This window comes from Prosthecobacter sp. (assembly GCF_014879935.1).
Taxonomy (GTDB): domain Bacteria; phylum Verrucomicrobiota; class Verrucomicrobiia; order Verrucomicrobiales; family Verrucomicrobiaceae; genus Prosthecobacter.
Window position 1 is genome coordinate 51833 of record NZ_JACSRD010000123.1, and the last position, 17818, is coordinate 69650.

The 17818-nt window shown below is 62.8% G+C and carries 10 protein-coding genes; 4 read left to right on the top strand and 6 right to left on the bottom strand.

All coding sequences use genetic code 11. The annotated features are described in order from the left end of the window. Position 1 precedes the first annotated feature (1 nt). Positions 2-457: a cyclic nucleotide-binding domain-containing protein gene (locus IAE77_RS09340; protein ID WP_294225141.1), complete on the bottom strand. Its 456-nt coding sequence runs from the start codon at positions 455-457 to the stop codon at positions 2-4. 231 nt (positions 458-688) lie between these two features. Between IAE77_RS09340 and IAE77_RS09345 the strand changes: the two genes are divergently transcribed. From IAE77_RS09345 to IAE77_RS09355, 3 genes are all read left to right on the top strand, one after another. Then, entirely contained in the window at positions 689-1177 is a 489-nt protein-coding gene (locus IAE77_RS09345; RefSeq protein WP_294225144.1) for a TQO small subunit DoxD, read from the top strand. A 49-nt stretch (positions 1178-1226) separates the two neighbouring features. Further along, a complete protein-coding gene (locus tag IAE77_RS09350) occupies positions 1227-2687 on the top strand; it encodes a Gfo/Idh/MocA family oxidoreductase (protein WP_294225147.1) in 1461 nt (486 codons plus the stop codon). Between the two features lie 71 nt (positions 2688-2758). Then, the gene (locus IAE77_RS09355) at positions 2759-3490 is read left to right on the top strand and encodes a discoidin domain-containing protein (RefSeq protein WP_294225152.1); all 732 of its coding nucleotides are present in this window, start codon (positions 2759-2761) and stop codon (positions 3488-3490) included. A 114-nt stretch (positions 3491-3604) separates the two neighbouring features. On the opposite strand, the gene IAE77_RS09360 is transcribed toward IAE77_RS09355, so the two are convergent. Then, positions 3605-3982, bottom strand: a complete 378-nt coding sequence (locus IAE77_RS09360; protein ID WP_294225155.1) for a DUF1232 domain-containing protein — start codon at positions 3980-3982, stop codon at positions 3605-3607. 163 nt (positions 3983-4145) lie between these two features. Here IAE77_RS09360 and IAE77_RS09365 point away from each other — a divergent pair, with 163 nt between their 5' ends. Next, positions 4146-4586 carry a hypothetical protein gene (locus tag IAE77_RS09365; RefSeq protein ID WP_294225158.1) on the top strand — a complete coding sequence of 147 codons (441 nt, stop codon included), beginning with the start codon at positions 4146-4148 and terminating at the stop codon, positions 4584-4586. 67 nt (positions 4587-4653) lie between these two features. Here IAE77_RS09365 and IAE77_RS09370 read toward each other — a convergent pair whose 3' ends face one another. From IAE77_RS09370 to IAE77_RS09385, 4 genes are all read right to left on the bottom strand, one after another. Beyond that, complete coding sequence (locus IAE77_RS09370) at positions 4654-6087, bottom strand: Gfo/Idh/MocA family oxidoreductase (protein ID WP_294225161.1); 1434 nt, start codon at positions 6085-6087, stop codon at positions 4654-4656. 218 nt (positions 6088-6305) lie between these two features. Further along, entirely contained in the window at positions 6306-8453 is a 2148-nt protein-coding gene (locus IAE77_RS09375) for a polyribonucleotide nucleotidyltransferase (protein ID WP_294225163.1), read from the bottom strand. A 240-nt stretch (positions 8454-8693) separates the two neighbouring features. Then, complete coding sequence (rpsO, locus tag IAE77_RS09380; RefSeq protein ID WP_294225166.1) at positions 8694-8954, bottom strand: 30S ribosomal protein S15; 261 nt, start codon at positions 8952-8954, stop codon at positions 8694-8696. Between the two features lie 133 nt (positions 8955-9087). Continuing rightward, the gene (locus tag IAE77_RS09385) at positions 9088-17799 is read right to left on the bottom strand and encodes an Ig-like domain-containing protein (protein WP_294225169.1); all 8712 of its coding nucleotides are present in this window, start codon (positions 17797-17799) and stop codon (positions 9088-9090) included. Positions 17800-17818 lie beyond the last annotated feature (19 nt).

Sequence of the window (17818 nt, forward strand, 5' to 3'; positions counted from 1 at the left end):
ATTAAGCGCTGTAGAAGGCGGCGATCTTCTCATTCACCGCACGGAGGCGATGCGCGATGGTGCGACCGACACCAATGAGCAGCCAGGCGGCGGCACGCGGGTACTCGTTGATGTAGCCTTCGAGGCTGTCGCCATCGATGCGCCAGACCTGGGAGAATTCGACAGCGGTGACCGTGGCGCTGGCCACGTTCGGGTCGAGGAGGTTGATCTCGCCCACCGTTTCACCGCGCTGGATGGAGCCGAGGAGGACCTTGTGCCCGCCGCGCATGGCCGTGGCGTGGAATTTGCCGGAGACGACAAAGAAGAGGCTGTTCTGCTGCTGACCTTCCTCAATGAGGTGCTGGCCGGGCTGGACAGGCAGGAATTCGCCGTATCCGCTGAGGATGTCGCGATCCTCATCGCCGAGGGGTTCGAGGATGCCTTGGGCAGGGAGCTTGGGAGTTGAGAGGTCGCTCATGATTCGGGAAGATAGATGAATTAAGCGGCTTTTTTTAAGCGGGAACGGCCGGAATGGCAAGCACGGCCAGCAGGCAACCGGCCAATCCGCTGCTTTTGTCACACGGCTGCCCCGGCGTTTAGCTGCGGGGGTCGTTCAGCTTTACGAAGTATTGACCGCCCAAATTCCGCTGGATTTCCCGGGCTGCGAGGCCACTGTCGCGGCCCTATTTCAACCAGCAACCCGACCACCATGTCCGACTCCTCCTCCTCCCAATGCTGCGGCAGCCTGAATTACGCCTTTGCCCACCTCCTGCTGCGCCTGTGGGTCGGCATGCGCCTGTTCATGGCCGGTCTTGACAAATTCCGCTGGGGCAACGGTCCGGAGACCACTTTCAGCATCGCCAACTACACCGACAAGAAAGGCCCGCCGATCTCGAAGCTCATGGCGACGAACAGCTTCCTGCCCGAGTCCATGTGTACGGCGTTTGGCGGCACGATCGGCTACATCCTGATCCCCGTCGGCATCTGGGTGGCACTGGGCATTTTCACCGAATTCGGCCTCCTGGCCGCCGGCCTCGTGTTCCTGATGCTCGGATTCGGCCTCGCCGCCCTACCTGACGACACCGAAGTCGTGTCCAACATCGGCCTCTCGGTTCTCATCGTGGCGGCCGCCCTTGTGACCGCGAAGGCAAAGGCCTTCTCCCTCGACGGCATTTTGTTCCGCAAGAAGGACGCATAATGGCCGCCGCGGTTCGTTATGGTTATGAAACCCAGCGAGTGATCGCCCCATGAATTCCCAACCTTCCCCTTCCCCAGCGCCGCTGTCCCGCTTCATGGACCGCCGCGGATTCCTCCGCACCAGCGCCCTGACCAGCAGCGGCCTTTACCTTGCCACCAGCAAGAGCGCCATCGCCCAGCAGACCGCCCCAGGCCGCACCGTCAAATGCGCCCTCGTCGGCTGCGGAGCCCAGGGCAATGCCCTGCGCGTCGCCTCCAAGGACGTCCCCGGCATCCAGTGGGTCGCCATGTGCGACATCTGGGAGTTCTCCATCCGCAAGACCCGGGGCGGCTTCATCGGTGAAAACAAGCACCAAGTCGAAGGCGAGGTGAAGACCTACTACGACATCCACGAGATGCTCGACAAGGAGCCCTCGATCGAGGCTGTCTTCGTCGCCACGCCCGACTTCCTCCACGCTCCATATTCCCGCATCTGCCTCGAAAAGGGCAAAAACGTGTATTGCGAGAAGATGATGAGCAACACGCTCGAAGGCGCGCGTGACATGGTCCGTGCCGGAAAGCAATTCGGCACCCAGATCTTCCAAATCGGCCACCAGCGTCACTCCAATCCGCGTTACCTCAACCTGCGCGACAACGTCATCAAGCCCGGCAAGATGCTCGGCCGCATCACCCATGCCTACGCTCAGTGGAACCGTGGTGTCTCCGGCAGCGCCCCCCAGGGAGCGGTGAAAGGCTACGACATCCCGCAGGATGTCCTAGTGAAGAACGGCTACGCCAACATCGAGGAGTTCCGCAACTGGCGCTTCTTCTCCAAATACGGCGGCGGCCCGCTTTCCGACCTCGGCGCCCACCAGATTGACATGTTCAACTGGATGTACGAGTCCACGCCTGTCTCCGTCATCGCCTCCGGCGGCGTCGATTACTTCGATGGCAATGAAGGCCGCCCGAAGTTCGAACTGCCTGACAACGTGATGTGCATCTACGAATTCAAGACGAAGGACGGTGCCCTCCGCTGCTACTACCAGGTGCTCACCACCACCGGGTCCCAGGGCGCTTATGAAAAGCACATGGGCACCGGCGGCACCGCCCTCATCTCCGAACTCGACACCAACGGCAACCAGCTCTACGCCGAACCCGGCCAGGACTGGGAAGCCTTCGCCCTTGGCGACGACGCCCCCATTGCCAAAGCCGCCGACAAGGCCAAGAACAAGTTCTGGGAGCACCCACGTGACTGGGAAAAGCCCAAGCCCCCCTCCTACGGCAAGGTCAGCATGGCCGATGTCCGCGAGAGCAAGGCGCTGTCCCAGTGGGAGTTGAACCGCAAGCTCGACCGCAAGCCGCATTCCCCCCACGTGCAGAACTTCATCGAGGCCGTGCAGACGAAAAATCCCGCGCACCTCACCTGCAACGTCGAGATGGCCTTCCGCTCCTGTGTCACCGTGCTCAAGGCCTACGAATCCATCAAGACCGGCAGCAAATACGTCTTCACCCCCGAGGACTTCCAGGCCTGAGCCAGCGCCACCAAGTCAAAACGCGGCTGCCGCGGCATTTTCAATTCGAAACCCAAATCGACCTGCTCCCCATGAAAAACACCATCCACACCCTCGCGGGCCTCACGCTCGCCCTCACCCTTGCCTCCTGCGGCAAGACGGAAGACAAGAAAGCCGAAGGCTCCTCCGCAGCCGCCCCGGCAGCCGCCTCTGTTCCGGCTGGCGACCTCGAAGAAATCAAGCTCGAGTTCCCGAAGCCCATGTTCATCGGCACCCCGGTGCCTGCTGAGCTGCCGAACCTCGAAAAGCCCGGCTCCTACAAGCCGATCCTTTCCATCCAGGTTCCCAAAGGCAGTGTGAACCTCGCCAAAGGCAAGAAAGTCACCAGTTCTGACTCCGCCCCGATCATCGGCGACCTCAACCTCATCACCGACGGCGACGCCGACGGCGCTGACGGTTCCTTCGTCGAACTCATGCCCGGCAAACAGTGGGTGCAGATCGACCTCGAAGCCCCGGCCAACATCTACAAGGTCGCCATGTGGCATTACCACAAGCAGGCCCAGGCCTACATCGACGTCGTCGTCCAGGTTTCTGATGATCCTGAGTTCAAGACCGGCGTCACCACCCTCTGGAACTCCGATCACGACGACACCTCCGCCATGGGCAAGGGCGGCGATCCGGCCTATGTCGAAACCAACCACGGCCGCATCATCGACGCCAAAGGTGTCAAAGGCCGCTACGTCCGTCTCTGGAGCAACGGCAACACCAGCAACGACATGAACCACTACTGCGAGGTTCAGGTCTATGGCACGCCAGCCAAATAAGCCTGACTGAGGACAGTCCTTCCTTCATCCGCCGTGCAGACTCCCTGCACGGCGGTTTTGTTTTTGCACTTCCCGCCAACAACCGAGAACCGAGAACCGAGAACTGCGAACAAGTCACACATCCACCACCGGGCCGCTGCCACTTTGCTTCTGCGCAGCCGACCACTGCTGGTATTTCTCCAGCTCCTTCTGCACCAGCTTCAGGCAGAACGCCACCACCGTGGCATCGTCCAGATAACCGATGCCCGGCACCACATCCATGATGATGTCCACCGGGTTCAGCACATAAAGCAGCGCCAGCGCCACCGCCGCGATCGCCCAGTAAGGAACCTCGCGGTAATTCCCCTTCCAGTAGTCCTGCACCATGCCCAGCATGATCTTTCCCTGCTCGAACAGCGTCTTGAGCTTTGGCAGCTTGCCTTCGATGTCCTGTGCCCGCTGGTTCACCTTTTCGATGCTCAGGTCGTGTTCGCCGCTGGTCGTGTTGTTCATGGGAGGGAAGAATTTCGCCGGAAATAAACTGGAAAAGCCGCCGGAAGTCCACCCGCCACCTCACAAACCACCCCGGGAAACGCAAAAACCGCACAGCCGCCCCGCCGCGGCATCGCGTATTGGCTTCAGACGGGCCGCGAACCACGGTTTCACGTCACATCCAATGAAAATCACACCCATCCTCCTGATCGGGATGCTCGCAGGCGGCGTCACAGCCTGCAAAAAGACACCGGAGGCTGCCAAAGCCTCGGAAGACAACCGAAAAGCGGCTGAGGCCATCAAAGAAGCGGCCAAATCCAACCTGGACGCCGCTGCCAGGCAGTTGGAAGAGGCCAAGGTCGCCGCTGAGAAGAAAGCGGCGGAATTGAAGGCTGCGGCCGAAAGAGAAGCGCCTGCGCTCAAAGCAGCGACCGAGAAGAAAGCTGCTGAAGTCGCGAAAGCCGTCGAGGCAGCAGCAGCCAAGGCCAAGGAGGCACTCACGCCTGCGCCAGCAGCGCCAGCAGCGCCAGCAGCGCCAGCAGCGCCAGCAGCGCCACCTGCGACTCCGCCGGCGACTCCCGCGACCCCACCGGCACCCGCAACGCCTCCTGCGCCACCAAAGTAACCGAATTCGACGCTCGGCCGCCCGACGAAAAGAGCGCCAGGTCACCCCTGGCGCTCTTGGTGTTTAATCAGACTTCCTTCGGAACCTCGTAGCCCTTCCGATACTCGCGGGTGAGCAGCGCCAGCGCCTCCGGCGTGGCGGTTTCACCAATGAAGGTCTCCTTCGCCACATCCAGCTCCAGCATCGGCCCCATCTTGATGTCGAGCGTGGAGGCATCGAGCTCGTTTTTGACCAGATGCTCGTGGAAATCGGCGATCACGTCGTTCCACGGCTGGAAGCCCTTCACCGCCGCCTCCGCCTGCTCGCGGACATACTTCTGGCCGAGGCGGAAGCTGTTGTTCGCCAGATGGCACCACGCGCTGGAGTAGTGGATCTGCTCGATCTCCGCCTTCAAGTCGCTCGATTTGCGGCTGCGCACCGCCTCGATGAAGTTTGCCGCGTGCGTCTTGCCGCCGTCTCCTTTGAAGGTGTGCAGCTTTTTGCCCTCGGCATCATAGGCCGTGCCGCCGCCACGGCTGCCGGTGTAGTAGCCACCTTCGCATTCGATGATCAGGAAGGCGCCGGTGCGGCGGCGCAGATACACATCCGGCGCCTTCATGCCCTTCTGGCGTGGCAGGTTGTGGAAATCGACAATCACCGGGATCTCACCCGTGTCCATGTAGGCGAAGTGCGTGTTCGGCGTCTCGCCCGCGTCATTCCATGCGAAACGTCCGCCACCGGCGATCACACGCTTTGGCAGCGGCACCTTGTCGCGGAAAACGACGTTGCGCAGGTCATCAAGGATGTGTGGGCCCCAGTTCCCCATCTCGCCGTTGCCGGTGTTCCAGTTCCAATGCCAGTCATAATGCAGCTTCTCGCGGTAGATCGGCTCGTCCTTCGCCGGGCCAAGCCACAAATCGTAGTTCACCGTCTCCGGCGGCGTGAGCGGCTTCTCCACCTTCCCGATGGTGTTGCGCAGGCTGTAGTGGTTGCAGCGCACATATTTGATCTTGCCGAGCGTTCCGGCGTCCAGGAACGCCTTGATCTCGTCCTGCAGCGGATCGCTGCGCTGCTGCGTGCCACCCTGGACGATGCGGTTGTACTTCCGCGCAGCTTCCACCAGCTTGCGGCCTTCCCAGATGTTGTGGGAGATGGGTTTCTCGACGTAAACGTCCTTCCCGGCCTGGATCGCCCAGATGGAGGCGAGCACGTGCCAGTGATTGCAGGTGGACACCACCACGGCATCCACATCCTTGTCCTCCATGACCTTGCGCAGGTCCTGCGTGGTCTTCGCATTCGGAAACACCTTCTTCGCCTTCTCCAGCGCCTTCGTGTCCGGATCGCAAAGATAAACGATCTCCACGCCTGGCACCTTCGCCATGCGTCCCGCGTTGCCATTCCCCTGCCCTCCAAGGCCGATGGAGGCGATGCGGATCTTTTCATTGGCACCCATCACGCGGCTGGCGGAAAGCGCGGTGAAGGCGAGGGCGGACTGGGTGATGAACGTGCGGCGTGAGGTCATGGCGGGTTCGGGTTGGATGAATGACAGACGTTTTCTCAGAACAAGCCTCCGATGGCAATCACTTCCTCCATGTGATCAGAATTCCTGTTCTGTCATCGGAAGCCGCACGCACATGCTTCGAGCAGTTTTGGATGAACCGAACGACTGCGCCAAATAAAAAGAGGCCGCTCGGTGGAGCGGCCTCTTCGTGGTTATTGAGTTGCTTTCGTCCCGGATGATCAGGCAGCCGGAGATTCAGCGGCGCCTTCAGCGGCGGCGGCGGCGTCCTTCTCCTTCATGGCGGCTTTGCGGCTCATCTTGATGCGGCCTTTCTCGTCGATGCCGATGCACTTGGCGGTGACGATGTCGCCGGTCTTGACGACGTCTTCGGTCTTGTTGACGCGGAAGTCGGCGAGCTCGCTGATGTGGATCAGGCCGTCTTTCTTGCCACCGAGGTTCATGAAGGCACCAAAGTTCGTCGTGCTGACGACGCGGCCCGTGTAGAGCTTGCCGACTTCGATCTCCTGGAACTGGCCGCTGACCATTTCGACGGCGCGCTCGAGGCTTTCCTTGCGGGAGGCATAGATGAAGACGGTGCCGTCGTCCTCGATGCTGATCTCCGCGCCGGATTCGGCCTGGATGGCTTTGATGTTCTTGCCGCCAGGGCCGATGAGCTCGCCGATCTTGTCGGGGTTGATCTTGATGATCTCGATGCGCGGGGCGTAGGGGCTGAGGGGCTTCACTTCGGCGATGGCCTGGGCCATGGCGCTGAGCACCTGGGTGCGGCCGGCCTTGGCCTTGGCGATGGCTTCCTCGAGGATGCTGAGCGGGATGCCGGGGAGCTTGAGGTCAAGCTGGTAGCCGGTGACGCCTTCGCTGGTGCCGCAGAGTTTGAAGTCCATGTCGCCGAAGTGGTCTTCGCTGCCAATGATGTCGAGCATCGTGAGGTAGCGCTTCATGTTGTCGCCTTCGAACTCGGTGACGAGGCCGACGCTGATGCCGCCGACGGGGCGCTTGATGGGCACGCCTGCGTCGAGGAGGGCCATGACGCCGGAGCAGACGGAGGCCATCGAGGTGGAGCCGTTGGACTCCATGACTTCGCTGCTCACGCGGATGGCGTAGGGGAAGGTGGCCTTGTCAGGGATGACAGGCTCGATGGAGCGCTCGGCGAGAGCACCGTGACCGATTTCACGACGGTTCTGACCACCGAAGCGGCCGGTTTCACCGACGGAGAACGGAGGGAAGTTGTAGTGAAGGATGAAGCGCTTCGTGTCGGGGCCACCGGCGTAGGTGTCCATTTCCTGGGCTTCATCAGCAGGGGCGAGCGTGGCGATGGAAAGAGCCATCGTTTCGCCGCGGGTGAAGCTGGCGGAACCGTGCGTGCGAGGAAGCACGGAGGCCTCGCCGGAGAGCGGGCGGAGCTGGTCGATGCCACGGCCGTCGCAACGGTTCTTCTTGTCGAGGATGGAGATGCGGAAGGCTTTCTTCTGGAGGTAGTCGAAGGCCTGGCTGATCTCGAAGGGCGTGGCCTCGGGGAACTTGGCCTTGATGGCCTCAGCGACTTCGTCCTTCAAAGCGCCGACGGCTTTGCCACGGGCGACTTTGGACGGCGTGTAGAGAGCGCCTTCGATGCGGTCGCCCGCGACGGCGTAGGCGATTTCGAGGAGCTCATCTTTGACGAGCATGAGGGGCACTTCGCGCTTGGCTTTGCCAGCGAGCTTGGTGAGCTCTTCCTGGGCGGCGACGATCTTGGTGACTTCGCCTTGGGCGAAATGCAGCGCTTTGACGAACTCAGCTTCGGGAAGCTCGTTGGCGGCACCTTCGATCATGATGACGTCGGTCTTGTTGCCGACGTAAACGAGGTCGAGGTCGCTATCGAGACGCTGGGACTGCGTTGGGTTGATGATGAACTCACCATTGATGCGGCCGATGCGCACGGCACCGACAGGGCCCGCGAAGGGAATGTCGGAGACGCAAAGAGCGGCGGAGGCACCGTTCATGGCGCAAATGTCCGGGTCGTTCTCGCCGTCGGCGCTGAGGAGGATGGCGACGACCTGGGTGTCGTAGTAGTAGCCTTTCGGGAAGAGCGGACGCAGCGGGCGGTCCGTCATGCGGCAGGTGAGGATTTCCTTTTCCGTGGGGCGGCCTTCGCGCTTGAAGTAACCGCCGGGGAAGCGGCCTGCGGCGGAGGCTTTCTCTTTGTATTCGACGGAGAGGGGGAAGAAGTCCTGGCCGTCCTTCACTTTCGTGGCGGAGACAGCGGTGACGAGGACGATGGTGTCACCGAGACGCACGGTGACGGCGCCGTCGGCGAGTTTGGCGAATTTGCCGGTTTCGATCTGGAGGGTTCCAGCACCGAGCTGGATGTTTTGTGTGTGGATGGCCATAGGTTGGCTGTGTGTTTGGTTGTGTTGTGGGTGAAAAAGAGGCATCGCCGGCGAATGCCGGGCGGGAAAGCTGAGAGGCCGACTCCGGTGCGCGGGAGGGCGGAATGAACGATGCGACTGCGCCAAGATTCGTGGACGATCATGCGTCCTGAATATGACGGTCTGCACTCCGACCTCGGCTTTACGCGCAGAAACACGAAGGGCGATGCTTTAGCATCACCCTTCGGCAAATTTGGCGGATTAGCGGCGGAGACCGAGGCTCTTCAGCAAGGCCTGATAGCGCTCGTTGGCCGTCAGCTTGAGGTAGTCGAGCAGTTTGCGGCGGCGGGCGACCATCTGAAGGAGGCCGCGACGCGTGGAATGATCCTTCTCATGCGCGGCGAGGTGCTGCGTGAGTGCGTTGATTCGCTTCGTCAAGAGGGCCACCTGGACGTCGGCGCTGCCGGTGTCCTTTTCGTGGAGCTTGAAAGAAGGGGAATCGATGGTGGTTGCTTCGCTCATGGTGTTTGGGGGATGCCGGACAACTTGTCAGGCGGTGTGTGTCAGTATGGGATGAAGGGCCGCGAAGGAACCATAGAAGACCTTTTTGGCAAGGGGAACTTTGGGGACTTGTGAACCCGCCCGCCCCCCGATCTCAGGGCAAAATCCAGCCGTGGTCGGCCGTGGCGGGCTGCGCCTTCAGGAAAAACGCCCAGCCTGACCGCAATGGCAGCGTCGCGCTCACATCCTTGAGACTGGCGCTGCCTTTGGCAGTCCAGATGAGCGTGCTTCCGCGTTTCAGCAGCCACCACCCATCGTAAGTCGCGGCGCCCGGCGTGGCATCCCCCTTCCAAAGCTGGATCTGGTCGGCCGTGGCCATGCTCGTGGAAGCCGTCAAGCCATTCCCAGCGGTCAAACCGAGGGTCTGCGGGGTGCCATCCACCGGCCAGGGTGAGGCGAGCAAATTCTGGCCGGTGAGGAGCGACGCACGCCACGGCGTGGTCCGGACGTGTCCCGTGTGGGTCACCGATTTGGCCAACGCGCCCGTCTTGACCATCAAACCGGTGCCTGGAGCAATGATTTTCGCGTTTTGCGAGGTTCCCGCTGGGTCAGCAGCGGAAACCCACTGCCGGCTGCCGTTCAGCCAGCAGGTGGTCCAGGTTCCGTTTTCGTGGAACAGCACCTGATCAGCCGCCGCCGTGGTCGCACCCGGTTGAAACACGTCCGCGGGGAAAACCTGGGCCAGTGTGATGTGCCGCCGCACCACCACACGCGCACCGGCGAGATCCACGGGCAGCGTCTGGAGCGTGCTCAGAGGCGAACTGAGCGCCACCTGCGCCGTTCCGGCGGCCAGCGACGAAATCTCAAGGCGGTCGCCCGCATGCGCACCATCGAGCACTTCGAGATAAGCCGCCACCGCCGCCGCAAGGCTGAGTTCATCGGCCTTTTCGAGCACCACCGCGCCTTCCGCCGTCTGCGCGATGCGTCCGGCATAAAGCGGGGCATTCACCAAGCTCACGCCGAGGGTGCGCGTGCCATTTTCAAAGCCATAGCGCTGCCAGCCCTGCGGAGAAGTGACCGCGCTCGTGCCATTGCTCAGCGTGACCCGCATGCGGACGATGCCGCGCTCCAGTGTCTGCCCGCCAAGGCTGGTGATGCCGCTCCAGGTGAGCTGCCTGGTCCCCTGCCCCAGATCTGTGGTCAGTGGTGCCAGAGCGAGCAGCTGCCACGTTTTCAGATCAGCCGACGATTCAAGCTGGAAGGTCACGCCAGCGATGCCGGACGACTGCACCAGATGGGCATCGACACGACCGGCGCTGTTGGCGGTCAGCCACCAGCCGCCATCAAAGCGATCACCTGCCCCGAGCACCTGCTCGATGAGATCACTGACGCCATCTCCATCGAAATCGACGTCGATGAGAGCCTTGTCCGCGACCGAACCTTCCGCCGGAGCCGACGACAGCACGTTTGTCGCCGTGAACGAGCCTGCGGGAACCGCCGCAGCCTGCACGATCTGCACGTTGTCAAACGTGGCCGTGGCGAGATCAAAGGGCGACGACGACGTGACCGCGAGGCCCATGTAAACCGAATTGGCGAGGCCGGAGATCGTCACCGTGTCGATCAAAGTCCACGCGTTGCCATTGGCCGAGGTGTAGGCGGTGATCGAATCGCCGCTGCGCACGAGTCGCACCCAGTTGTTCGGCGGCGTGCTCACCGCCGGTCCGCCGGCGTAGTTCGTGGCTGCATTGGCGGTGGCACGCCAGACCAGGCCGAAACCGTTGTTCTCACCGGCCGGGGTGGTGAAGACCGTCGCGTGACGTGCGCCTCCTGCGAGTGTCTCACGAATCATCACGCCCGTTTTGGCCCACGGATTGGTGTTGGTCTGGCTGGTGACACGCGCGCGGATTTCGCCATCGCCTGTGAGCTGCATGTGGGCAAAGCGGAAGCCGTCGGCACTGAAAAAGATGTCATCACCGGAGCCTTGGAGCGTGTAAACGCCCGACGCGCTGTTGAAGGCCATGCTGCCTGCGACCTGCACGGTGCCGACGTCCTGCGACTGCAGCGTGACCGTCGCCGGTGGTGCGTAAGTGACCGAAACTGTGTTCGAGGCCGTGCTGCCGACCGCGCCCGCGTTTTGGGCCGCACTGGCAGGAAGCTGGATCGTGACGGCACCGGCGACGGTGGGCGTGATGGTGACCCCGTAGCTCGTGCCGGAGCCGGTCACATTCGAGGCAGCGCCGTTCGTCACGACAAAATCACTGGCGGTCAAGCCGGTCACCGACTGGCTGAACTGCGCCTGCACGGTGAACGCGCCGGTTTCAATGGCCGAAGCGGCGCTGAGCGTCACGGAAGGTGCCACGACGGCCTGCGAGCCGACAATTTGAACGTTGTCGAAGGTCGAAGTCGCCAGCGCCGCGGGTGAAGACGCGGTAACAGCCAGTCCGACATACACGGTGCCGGGCAAACCGCTGAGTGTGGCCGTGCCGACGAGCGTCCAGGCGCTGCCGTTGGCGGAGGCGTAGGCATTGATGGCAGTGCCTGAGCGGACGAGGCGCACCCAGTTGTTCGGCGCGGCGTTCAAAGCCGGTCCAGGAGCATAACTGGTGGCAGTATTGACCGTGGGACGCCAGACCATGCCGAAGCCGTTGTTCTCGCCCGCCGGCGTGGTGAACATCATCGCGTGGCGAGCGCCAGCGGTGAGTGATTCACGGATCATCACGCCCGTTTTGGCCCACGGATTGGTGTTCGACTGGCTGGTGATGCGTGCGCGGATTTCGCCGTCCCCGGTGAGTTGGGTGAGGGCGAACTGGAAGCCGTCGGTCGTGGAGAAAATGTCGCTGCCGGAACCTTTGACCGTGTAAACGCCGCCGCTGAAAACGGTGCTGCCCGCGACCAGTGGAGCGCCGACATCCTGCCCCACCAGCGAAACCGCCACGGGGGGCGTGTAAGTGACTGAAACCGTGTTGGAAGCCAAGCTGGCCGTGTTGGCGGCATTTTGCGCCGCCGCCGCAGGCAAACTGGCGGTGACGAGGCCTGGACTGACCGGCGTGAGAGTCACGCTGTAGCTGGTGCCGCTGCCGGTGAGATTGCTGGCGGTGGCATTGGTCAAAACGAAGTCGCTCGCGGTCAATCCGGTCACGGACTGGCTGAACTGCGCCTGAATCGTGAACGGGCCGGTTTCGATCGCTGACGCCGCCGTCAGAGAGACCGTCGGAGCCACCACGGCCTGCGTTCCGATGACCTGCACGTTGTCGAACTCGGCGGCTGTTGTCACAAAGCTGTCCGCAGCCGTCGCGGCGAGCCCCACATACAGTTGGGAGGTCAATCCGGTGAGGGTGACGCTGTCCACCAGCGTCCACGTGCTGCCGTTCGCGGATGCATAGCCGGTCAGGACATTGCCTTGACGCACGAGACGCACCCAGTTGTTGGGAACCGCGTTCAGCGCCGGTCCGGCAGCGTAACTCGTGGCCGAATTCGCCACCAGACGAGACACAAGGCCGAATCCATTGCCTGCTGCGGGCGGCGTGATGAACATCGTGGCGTGCCGGGAACCCGCCGCGAGCGACTCGCGCATCATCACACCGGCCTTGGCCCATGGATTGGTGTTGCCAAAGCTGCGCACGCGGGCGCGCACTTCACCATCGCCATTGAGCACGACCTGCACAAAGCGGAAGCCATCCTGCGTGAAGTAAATGTCCTGGCCGGAGGCGTTGACCGTGTAGATCCCCGTTCCAGCGTCGAAACTGGTCGATCCGGCGACGAAGCCGGTGCCCACATCCTGGCTCACAAACGCAGGCGCGTTGTTCGGAGCGGTGTAGGAGCGTGAAAGCCCATTGGACACGAGATTCGTCACGCCAGCGGCATCCTGCGCACCGCCCGCAGGCACGGAAATCGTCACATTGGCCGTCGGTGTGACAGTGAACGTGTAGGTGGTGCCTGAACCGCTGAACGCGCTCGCCGTTCCGCCGCTGACAGTAATGTCCGCCAGCGCAAAGCCGGTCACGGCATGGCTGAAGGTGGCCGTGACGACAAATGGATCGCTCACGCTGGCAGGTGCGGTGGTCGTGAGTTCCACCGTGACAGGCAGCGGTGCGGAAGCGGGCGCGTTGTCGATCTGTTCCAAATAGGCGACGAGGTTGGCGAGATCCGTGGCATTCAGCGTCACGCCCTGATGGGCGGTGACCGCATCGGCAAGCGTGGAGGCGGAGCCATCGTGCAGATACGGCGCGGTGGCCCACACACCACGCAAAGTGGGCACATCGAAGCCCGTGAGCGTGCCATTGAGGCGCTTGCCACTGGTGGGCTGTTTGATCGTGCCGACATCGCGGAAGACGTTCAACGCGCTGTTGGTGAACGATGTGCCGCCGTGACAGGCCGCGCAGTTTTGCTGTCGGAAGACGCGCTCGCCCGCGACGGCGGCTGCGGAGGCCGAGCCATCGCTGTTGCGGTGCGGGCTGTTTGATTCGGTGGTGAGGGAGGTGACGTAAGCCGCGAGCGCGTCGAGATCACTGCTCACACCCGTTTTGGGATCGCCAAGAGGCTGGTTGCGCGTGCCCGTGTTGAACTGGGCGTCGCTCATCAGGCCCGTTCCGCCCGAGAAGGCGCGGATCTGGCCTTCGAAGTCGTGAACCTCGTCAAAATTGCCCGTCCAATGGAGCGCCCCATGAGCACCGTGGCCGCGAAGCGTGATGGTGTTGCGCAGGCCTTCCCCCACGCCGGTGAAATCCCACGTGCGGCCGTCGTGGCCGCCGTCATTGTGGCAGGAGGCGCAGGAAATGTACTCCTGCAGGGCCAGCCGTGAATCAGCGGCGTCGTAGAAGAACTGTTTTCCGCGCAACACGGCGGCGCTGAGTTTTTCGACATTGATCGCGTTCACGACGCCGAGTGTCAGCGGCGCGGCGCTGCCGCCCTGAACCAGACTGCTGACGTCATGCACGCTCACCGTACGGGCCATGAAGTTGTGGACGAACAACGTGCGGCCGTCCGGCGAGATGGCGAGGCCCTGCGGGGCGAGCCCGGCATCAAACCGCGTGATGACCGTCTTGTTCCAGGCATCGACGACAGCCACGGCGCGGCTGCTTTCGAGCGCCACGAAAACACAGATGCCCCATGGGTCGAAGATCGCGGCGCTGGGCATGCCGGAGTTGTCGAAATCGACACGTCCCGCGTAATCCTCGGCCTGCGTGGTCAGATTGATGCGGCTGGCGATGGCGCGAAGCGATTGATCATGATTGAGGCCGACGCCGTTGCGCAACGTGCCGCGTTTGATGTTGTCCTGTTTTGACGGCACCCAGGCGGAGAGACCATCGGGAGACAGGGCCGTGGCGCCGAGGTAGTTTGGCAGGCCGTGCGCGGAGCTGGGTGAATCGTCCTTCTCGCTGTGCTGGAGCAGAATCGTGCGCTCGAGCGCCAGCGTCGATGCGGTGACGACGAGAACCTCGCCACCACGGCCCGTGGTGACCGGCGAGGCGGTGTTTTCGCCAGGAACCGGCGGCGTGATGAAGCGGCTGACATAAACACGCGCTCCATCGGCGCTGACGGACACGTGACGTGCCTGGCGTCCGGCATTCAAGCTGCCGATCTGCGCTCCCGTGCTCGGATTCAGTTTCAAAAGCTGCCCGCTGCCCTCCAGCGCCACATAAGCCGCCGTGCCATTCGGATCGAAGGCGATGCCAAACGGCCGCGAACCGCGTGGAAGGGCCAGAGTGGAGGCCACAGCGTAGGTGCTGCCGTTCAAAATCGAGATCGTGGCGCTTTCCGCATTCGTGACCCACACCCGACCATCCGGCGCGAGCGCAAGACTGCGGGGCGCGAGGCCGACACTGGTCTCCGCGAGCTTCGCACGCGTGACGGCATCGATCACGGTGACGCTGTCGGTGTCTGGATTGACCAGCCACACGCGGTCATTGCCTGTGGCACGGTCTTCAAACACGATGCTGGAGGAAACCGACGGCTTTTTCGTGGTGAGCGGCGCAAACACGGCCTGGAAAAAGGTGCTGGTGACGACCAAGCCCGTGTCATCGGTGGCTGTGATGACGACCGTGTAGCGGCCTGGGCTGACGAAGGTGTGATTGATCGTGGCGCTGCTGCTGTAGGCGGTTTCAGGCGTGCCATCGCCAAAGTTCCACTTGAAGCGTGGATTGGCGCCGCCCGTGCTCGAAGCGGTGAGGGCGATGGAAGCGCCGGAGGCTCCTGGCGCCGATAGCGGCGGCTGCACGACGAGGTTGGCATTGATCGTCCAGTTGAAGGAAACACTGACCGGGCTGGTGTTGCCATCACTCACCGTCACAACCACGGGAAAGGTGCCTGCCACGGTGGGCGTGCCATTGATGATGCCGCTGCCGGGATTGATCGCGAGACCTGTGGGCAGTCCCGTGGCGCTGAATGCCAGCGTGTCGTCATTGATGTCACTGGCCTGAATGGCGAGCGAAGCAGCCTGATTGATGACACCGCTGCGCGATCCGGGATTCGTCACGACGGGAGGTGTGGGGGGCGCAAAGGCGTTCACATTGATCTCCCAGGCGAGCACCTCGTGCGTGTTCGTGGAGCCGCCTGTGGCACCGGTGAAGCCGATCCAGGCGCTGGGGCCGGTCAAATTGGCCAGCTTCAGCGCTGTCTGGGTGAGCAGTGGCGTCGCCGGCTTTGTGGTGCTCACGCCTTGCACCAGATACACGCGCAGAGTGTCTGCCGGGCCATCGTAATCGACCCACAAGGTGTGGCTGGCTCCATTCTCGAGGTCAAACGGTGCCGTCGCGGTGCCGAGGTGGGGTGAAACGACACCATTGCTCAACACGCCGATGTGGTTCGCGTTCGGATCGGTGCCACCTGCATAGGTGTCGAGCTCAATCGCGAGGCTCTTTTGAATGCCTTCATACGCCAGACCACCGCCAGCGGCCCCGAGTGCGGTTGCGGCGCTGCCTTGCACCACGAATGTCATGCCATCCGCACCGTCGCCCGTGCCATTCATGCGGAAAACAAAGCGGCTGGTGAATGAGGTGCCTTCGGAGACAGGAACCGGATCACTCAGAAACGCGGAACCGGCCTGAGTGCCCGCGTTTGGCGTCAAAACGAGCACTCCGCCCGTCATCGCGGCATTGCCATTGATCTGCCAGCCGGTGGTGAAGGTGAAGCTCGTGAATTGGCGGCTCACATTCGGCGGGGTGACGGTCCATGTGAAGGTGGCGCCCGCGCTGGTGATGCCATCGGTCACGGTGACACGTGCGTTGCTGAAGGTGCCCGTGCTCGTCGGCGTGCCGCTGATGACCCCGGTGGATGGATGAATCACGAGGCCGGTGGGAAGCCCCGTGGCACTGTAGGTCAGCGCTCCATTGCCGGGTGCCGTGCCGTAAACAGCCAGCGTTGTGGGCGCGTTCACGGCGCTGACCTGGCTGCCCGGATTGACCACGGAGACCGACGTCGTGGGATCGACCTGAACGACCGCAGCGACGGAGTGCGCCCCGTTTGCGCCGATGGCAAAGAGCATCCAGTAGCCCGGCGTCATCACGCTGAGGTTCGAATGACCCGTCACGCTGTAAACGCCGGGAGACGCCTCGGTGAACGGCAGGCTGAGGTAGCGCAGGTCCGTGTTCATCGCGTGGGTCTGCGACGACATCTTGATGAAGCTGAACCTAGTGACGCCGGGCGTGGCCTGAACGGCAAACGTCGTGCCCACGCCGATGTAGGACGGCGCCTGCGTGATGACAGGACGCGTGGCGAGGCTGCCATCCAGATTGTAAAGCGTGGGCGGCGTGAAGACCTGCGCGTCGCGATGGTCGGCGCTGTTGCCGCCCAGACCGCCTCCGCCTGACCACACACGACCATCCGGCAGCAGCAGCGCCACGGAGTGGTAATTGCGCGGCACGCTCATCGGTGCGAGCTGGCGCCACTGGCGTGTGGCGGGATTCCAGATCTCCGGTGTGAGGACGGACCCCGTGTCATTGAATTTCAGACCGGAGGTGTTGCCACCGATCACCATCACCTCGCCATTGGGCAGGATGACCGAGTTCGCAAACTGGCGTGCGAAACTCATGGAGGGGGCGCTTTGCACCACCGGAGTGCCCGTGCGGATGTCGATGGTGAAGGCGGCAGTCGAACTGGTGCCGGTGGAGCTGTCGCTGGGGTTTGGATTGGTGTTTGTGGAGCCGCCTGCGACCAGGATGCGCCCCTCGTCATACACGGCGAAGCAGCCTTCCTTCGGATACAAGGTGCCGGGGACATTCACGCCGCTGTAAGTCAGGGTGCCCGTGCCGGTGGTCGTGACCCAGTTCATCTGGCGTGTCGGACCGCCGTGAAACAGGCGGCCATCCGGCGCCACCACGACCAGCGGGTGCCATCGGGTCACATAACCAGGCTGGCCGACCACCGTGGACCAGTTGATGCCGCTCAGGCGGGACCAGCCGCCAGCGGAGGTCCAGCGCTCGGCCGTGTTCGTGCCGCCGTCACCCGTGACGGTGAAAATGCTGCCGTCGGTGAGGGCCACGCTCGTGTTGTACCAGCGGCCATCGTTCATGTTTGGCACCGCCACCCATTGGCTCGTGCGCCAGTCGAACAAGCTGCTCAATCGGGTCGTGTTTCGCCCGCCATTGATCATCACCCGCCCGTCTGGCAGCATCGCCGTGCCGCCGCAGAACATGTCGTGACGCGTGTTGTTGATCTCGGTGAAAACGCCTGTGGCCGGATTCCACACCGCCGCATAGGTGAACTCGGGTCCTACCGGGAACGTGGTGCGCTGGTTCGAGGCAAAGGTCAGCAGACGACCGTCTGGAAGCGTCGCCGCAGTGACGGGAATGTGTGGCGTCCAGGAGATGATGTTTCCCCATTCACCCAACGAAATGCGGGCGGTCGCCACGGTGGCCGCAGGGGCCATGATGGGAAAAGCCGGGGCC

Coding starts and splice junctions, on each gene's coding strand:
- IAE77_RS09340 (WP_294225141.1), bottom strand. CDS start 457: ATGAGCGACCTCTCAACTCCCAAGCTCCCTGCCCAAGGCATCCTCGAA.
- IAE77_RS09345 (WP_294225144.1), top strand. CDS start 689: ATGTCCGACTCCTCCTCCTCCCAATGCTGCGGCAGCCTGAATTACGCC.
- IAE77_RS09350 (WP_294225147.1), top strand. CDS start 1,227: ATGAATTCCCAACCTTCCCCTTCCCCAGCGCCGCTGTCCCGCTTCATG.
- IAE77_RS09355 (WP_294225152.1), top strand. CDS start 2,759: ATGAAAAACACCATCCACACCCTCGCGGGCCTCACGCTCGCCCTCACC.
- IAE77_RS09360 (WP_294225155.1), bottom strand. CDS start 3,982: ATGAACAACACGACCAGCGGCGAACACGACCTGAGCATCGAAAAGGTG.
- IAE77_RS09365 (WP_294225158.1), top strand. CDS start 4,146: ATGAAAATCACACCCATCCTCCTGATCGGGATGCTCGCAGGCGGCGTC.
- IAE77_RS09370 (WP_294225161.1), bottom strand. CDS start 6,087: ATGACCTCACGCCGCACGTTCATCACCCAGTCCGCCCTCGCCTTCACC.
- IAE77_RS09375 (WP_294225163.1), bottom strand. CDS start 8,453: ATGGCCATCCACACACAAAACATCCAGCTCGGTGCTGGAACCCTCCAG.
- rpsO (WP_294225166.1), bottom strand. CDS start 8,954: ATGAGCGAAGCAACCACCATCGATTCCCCTTCTTTCAAGCTCCACGAA.
- IAE77_RS09385 (WP_294225169.1), bottom strand. CDS start 17,799: ATGGCCCCTGCGGCCACCGTGGCGACCGCCCGCATTTCGTTGGGTGAA.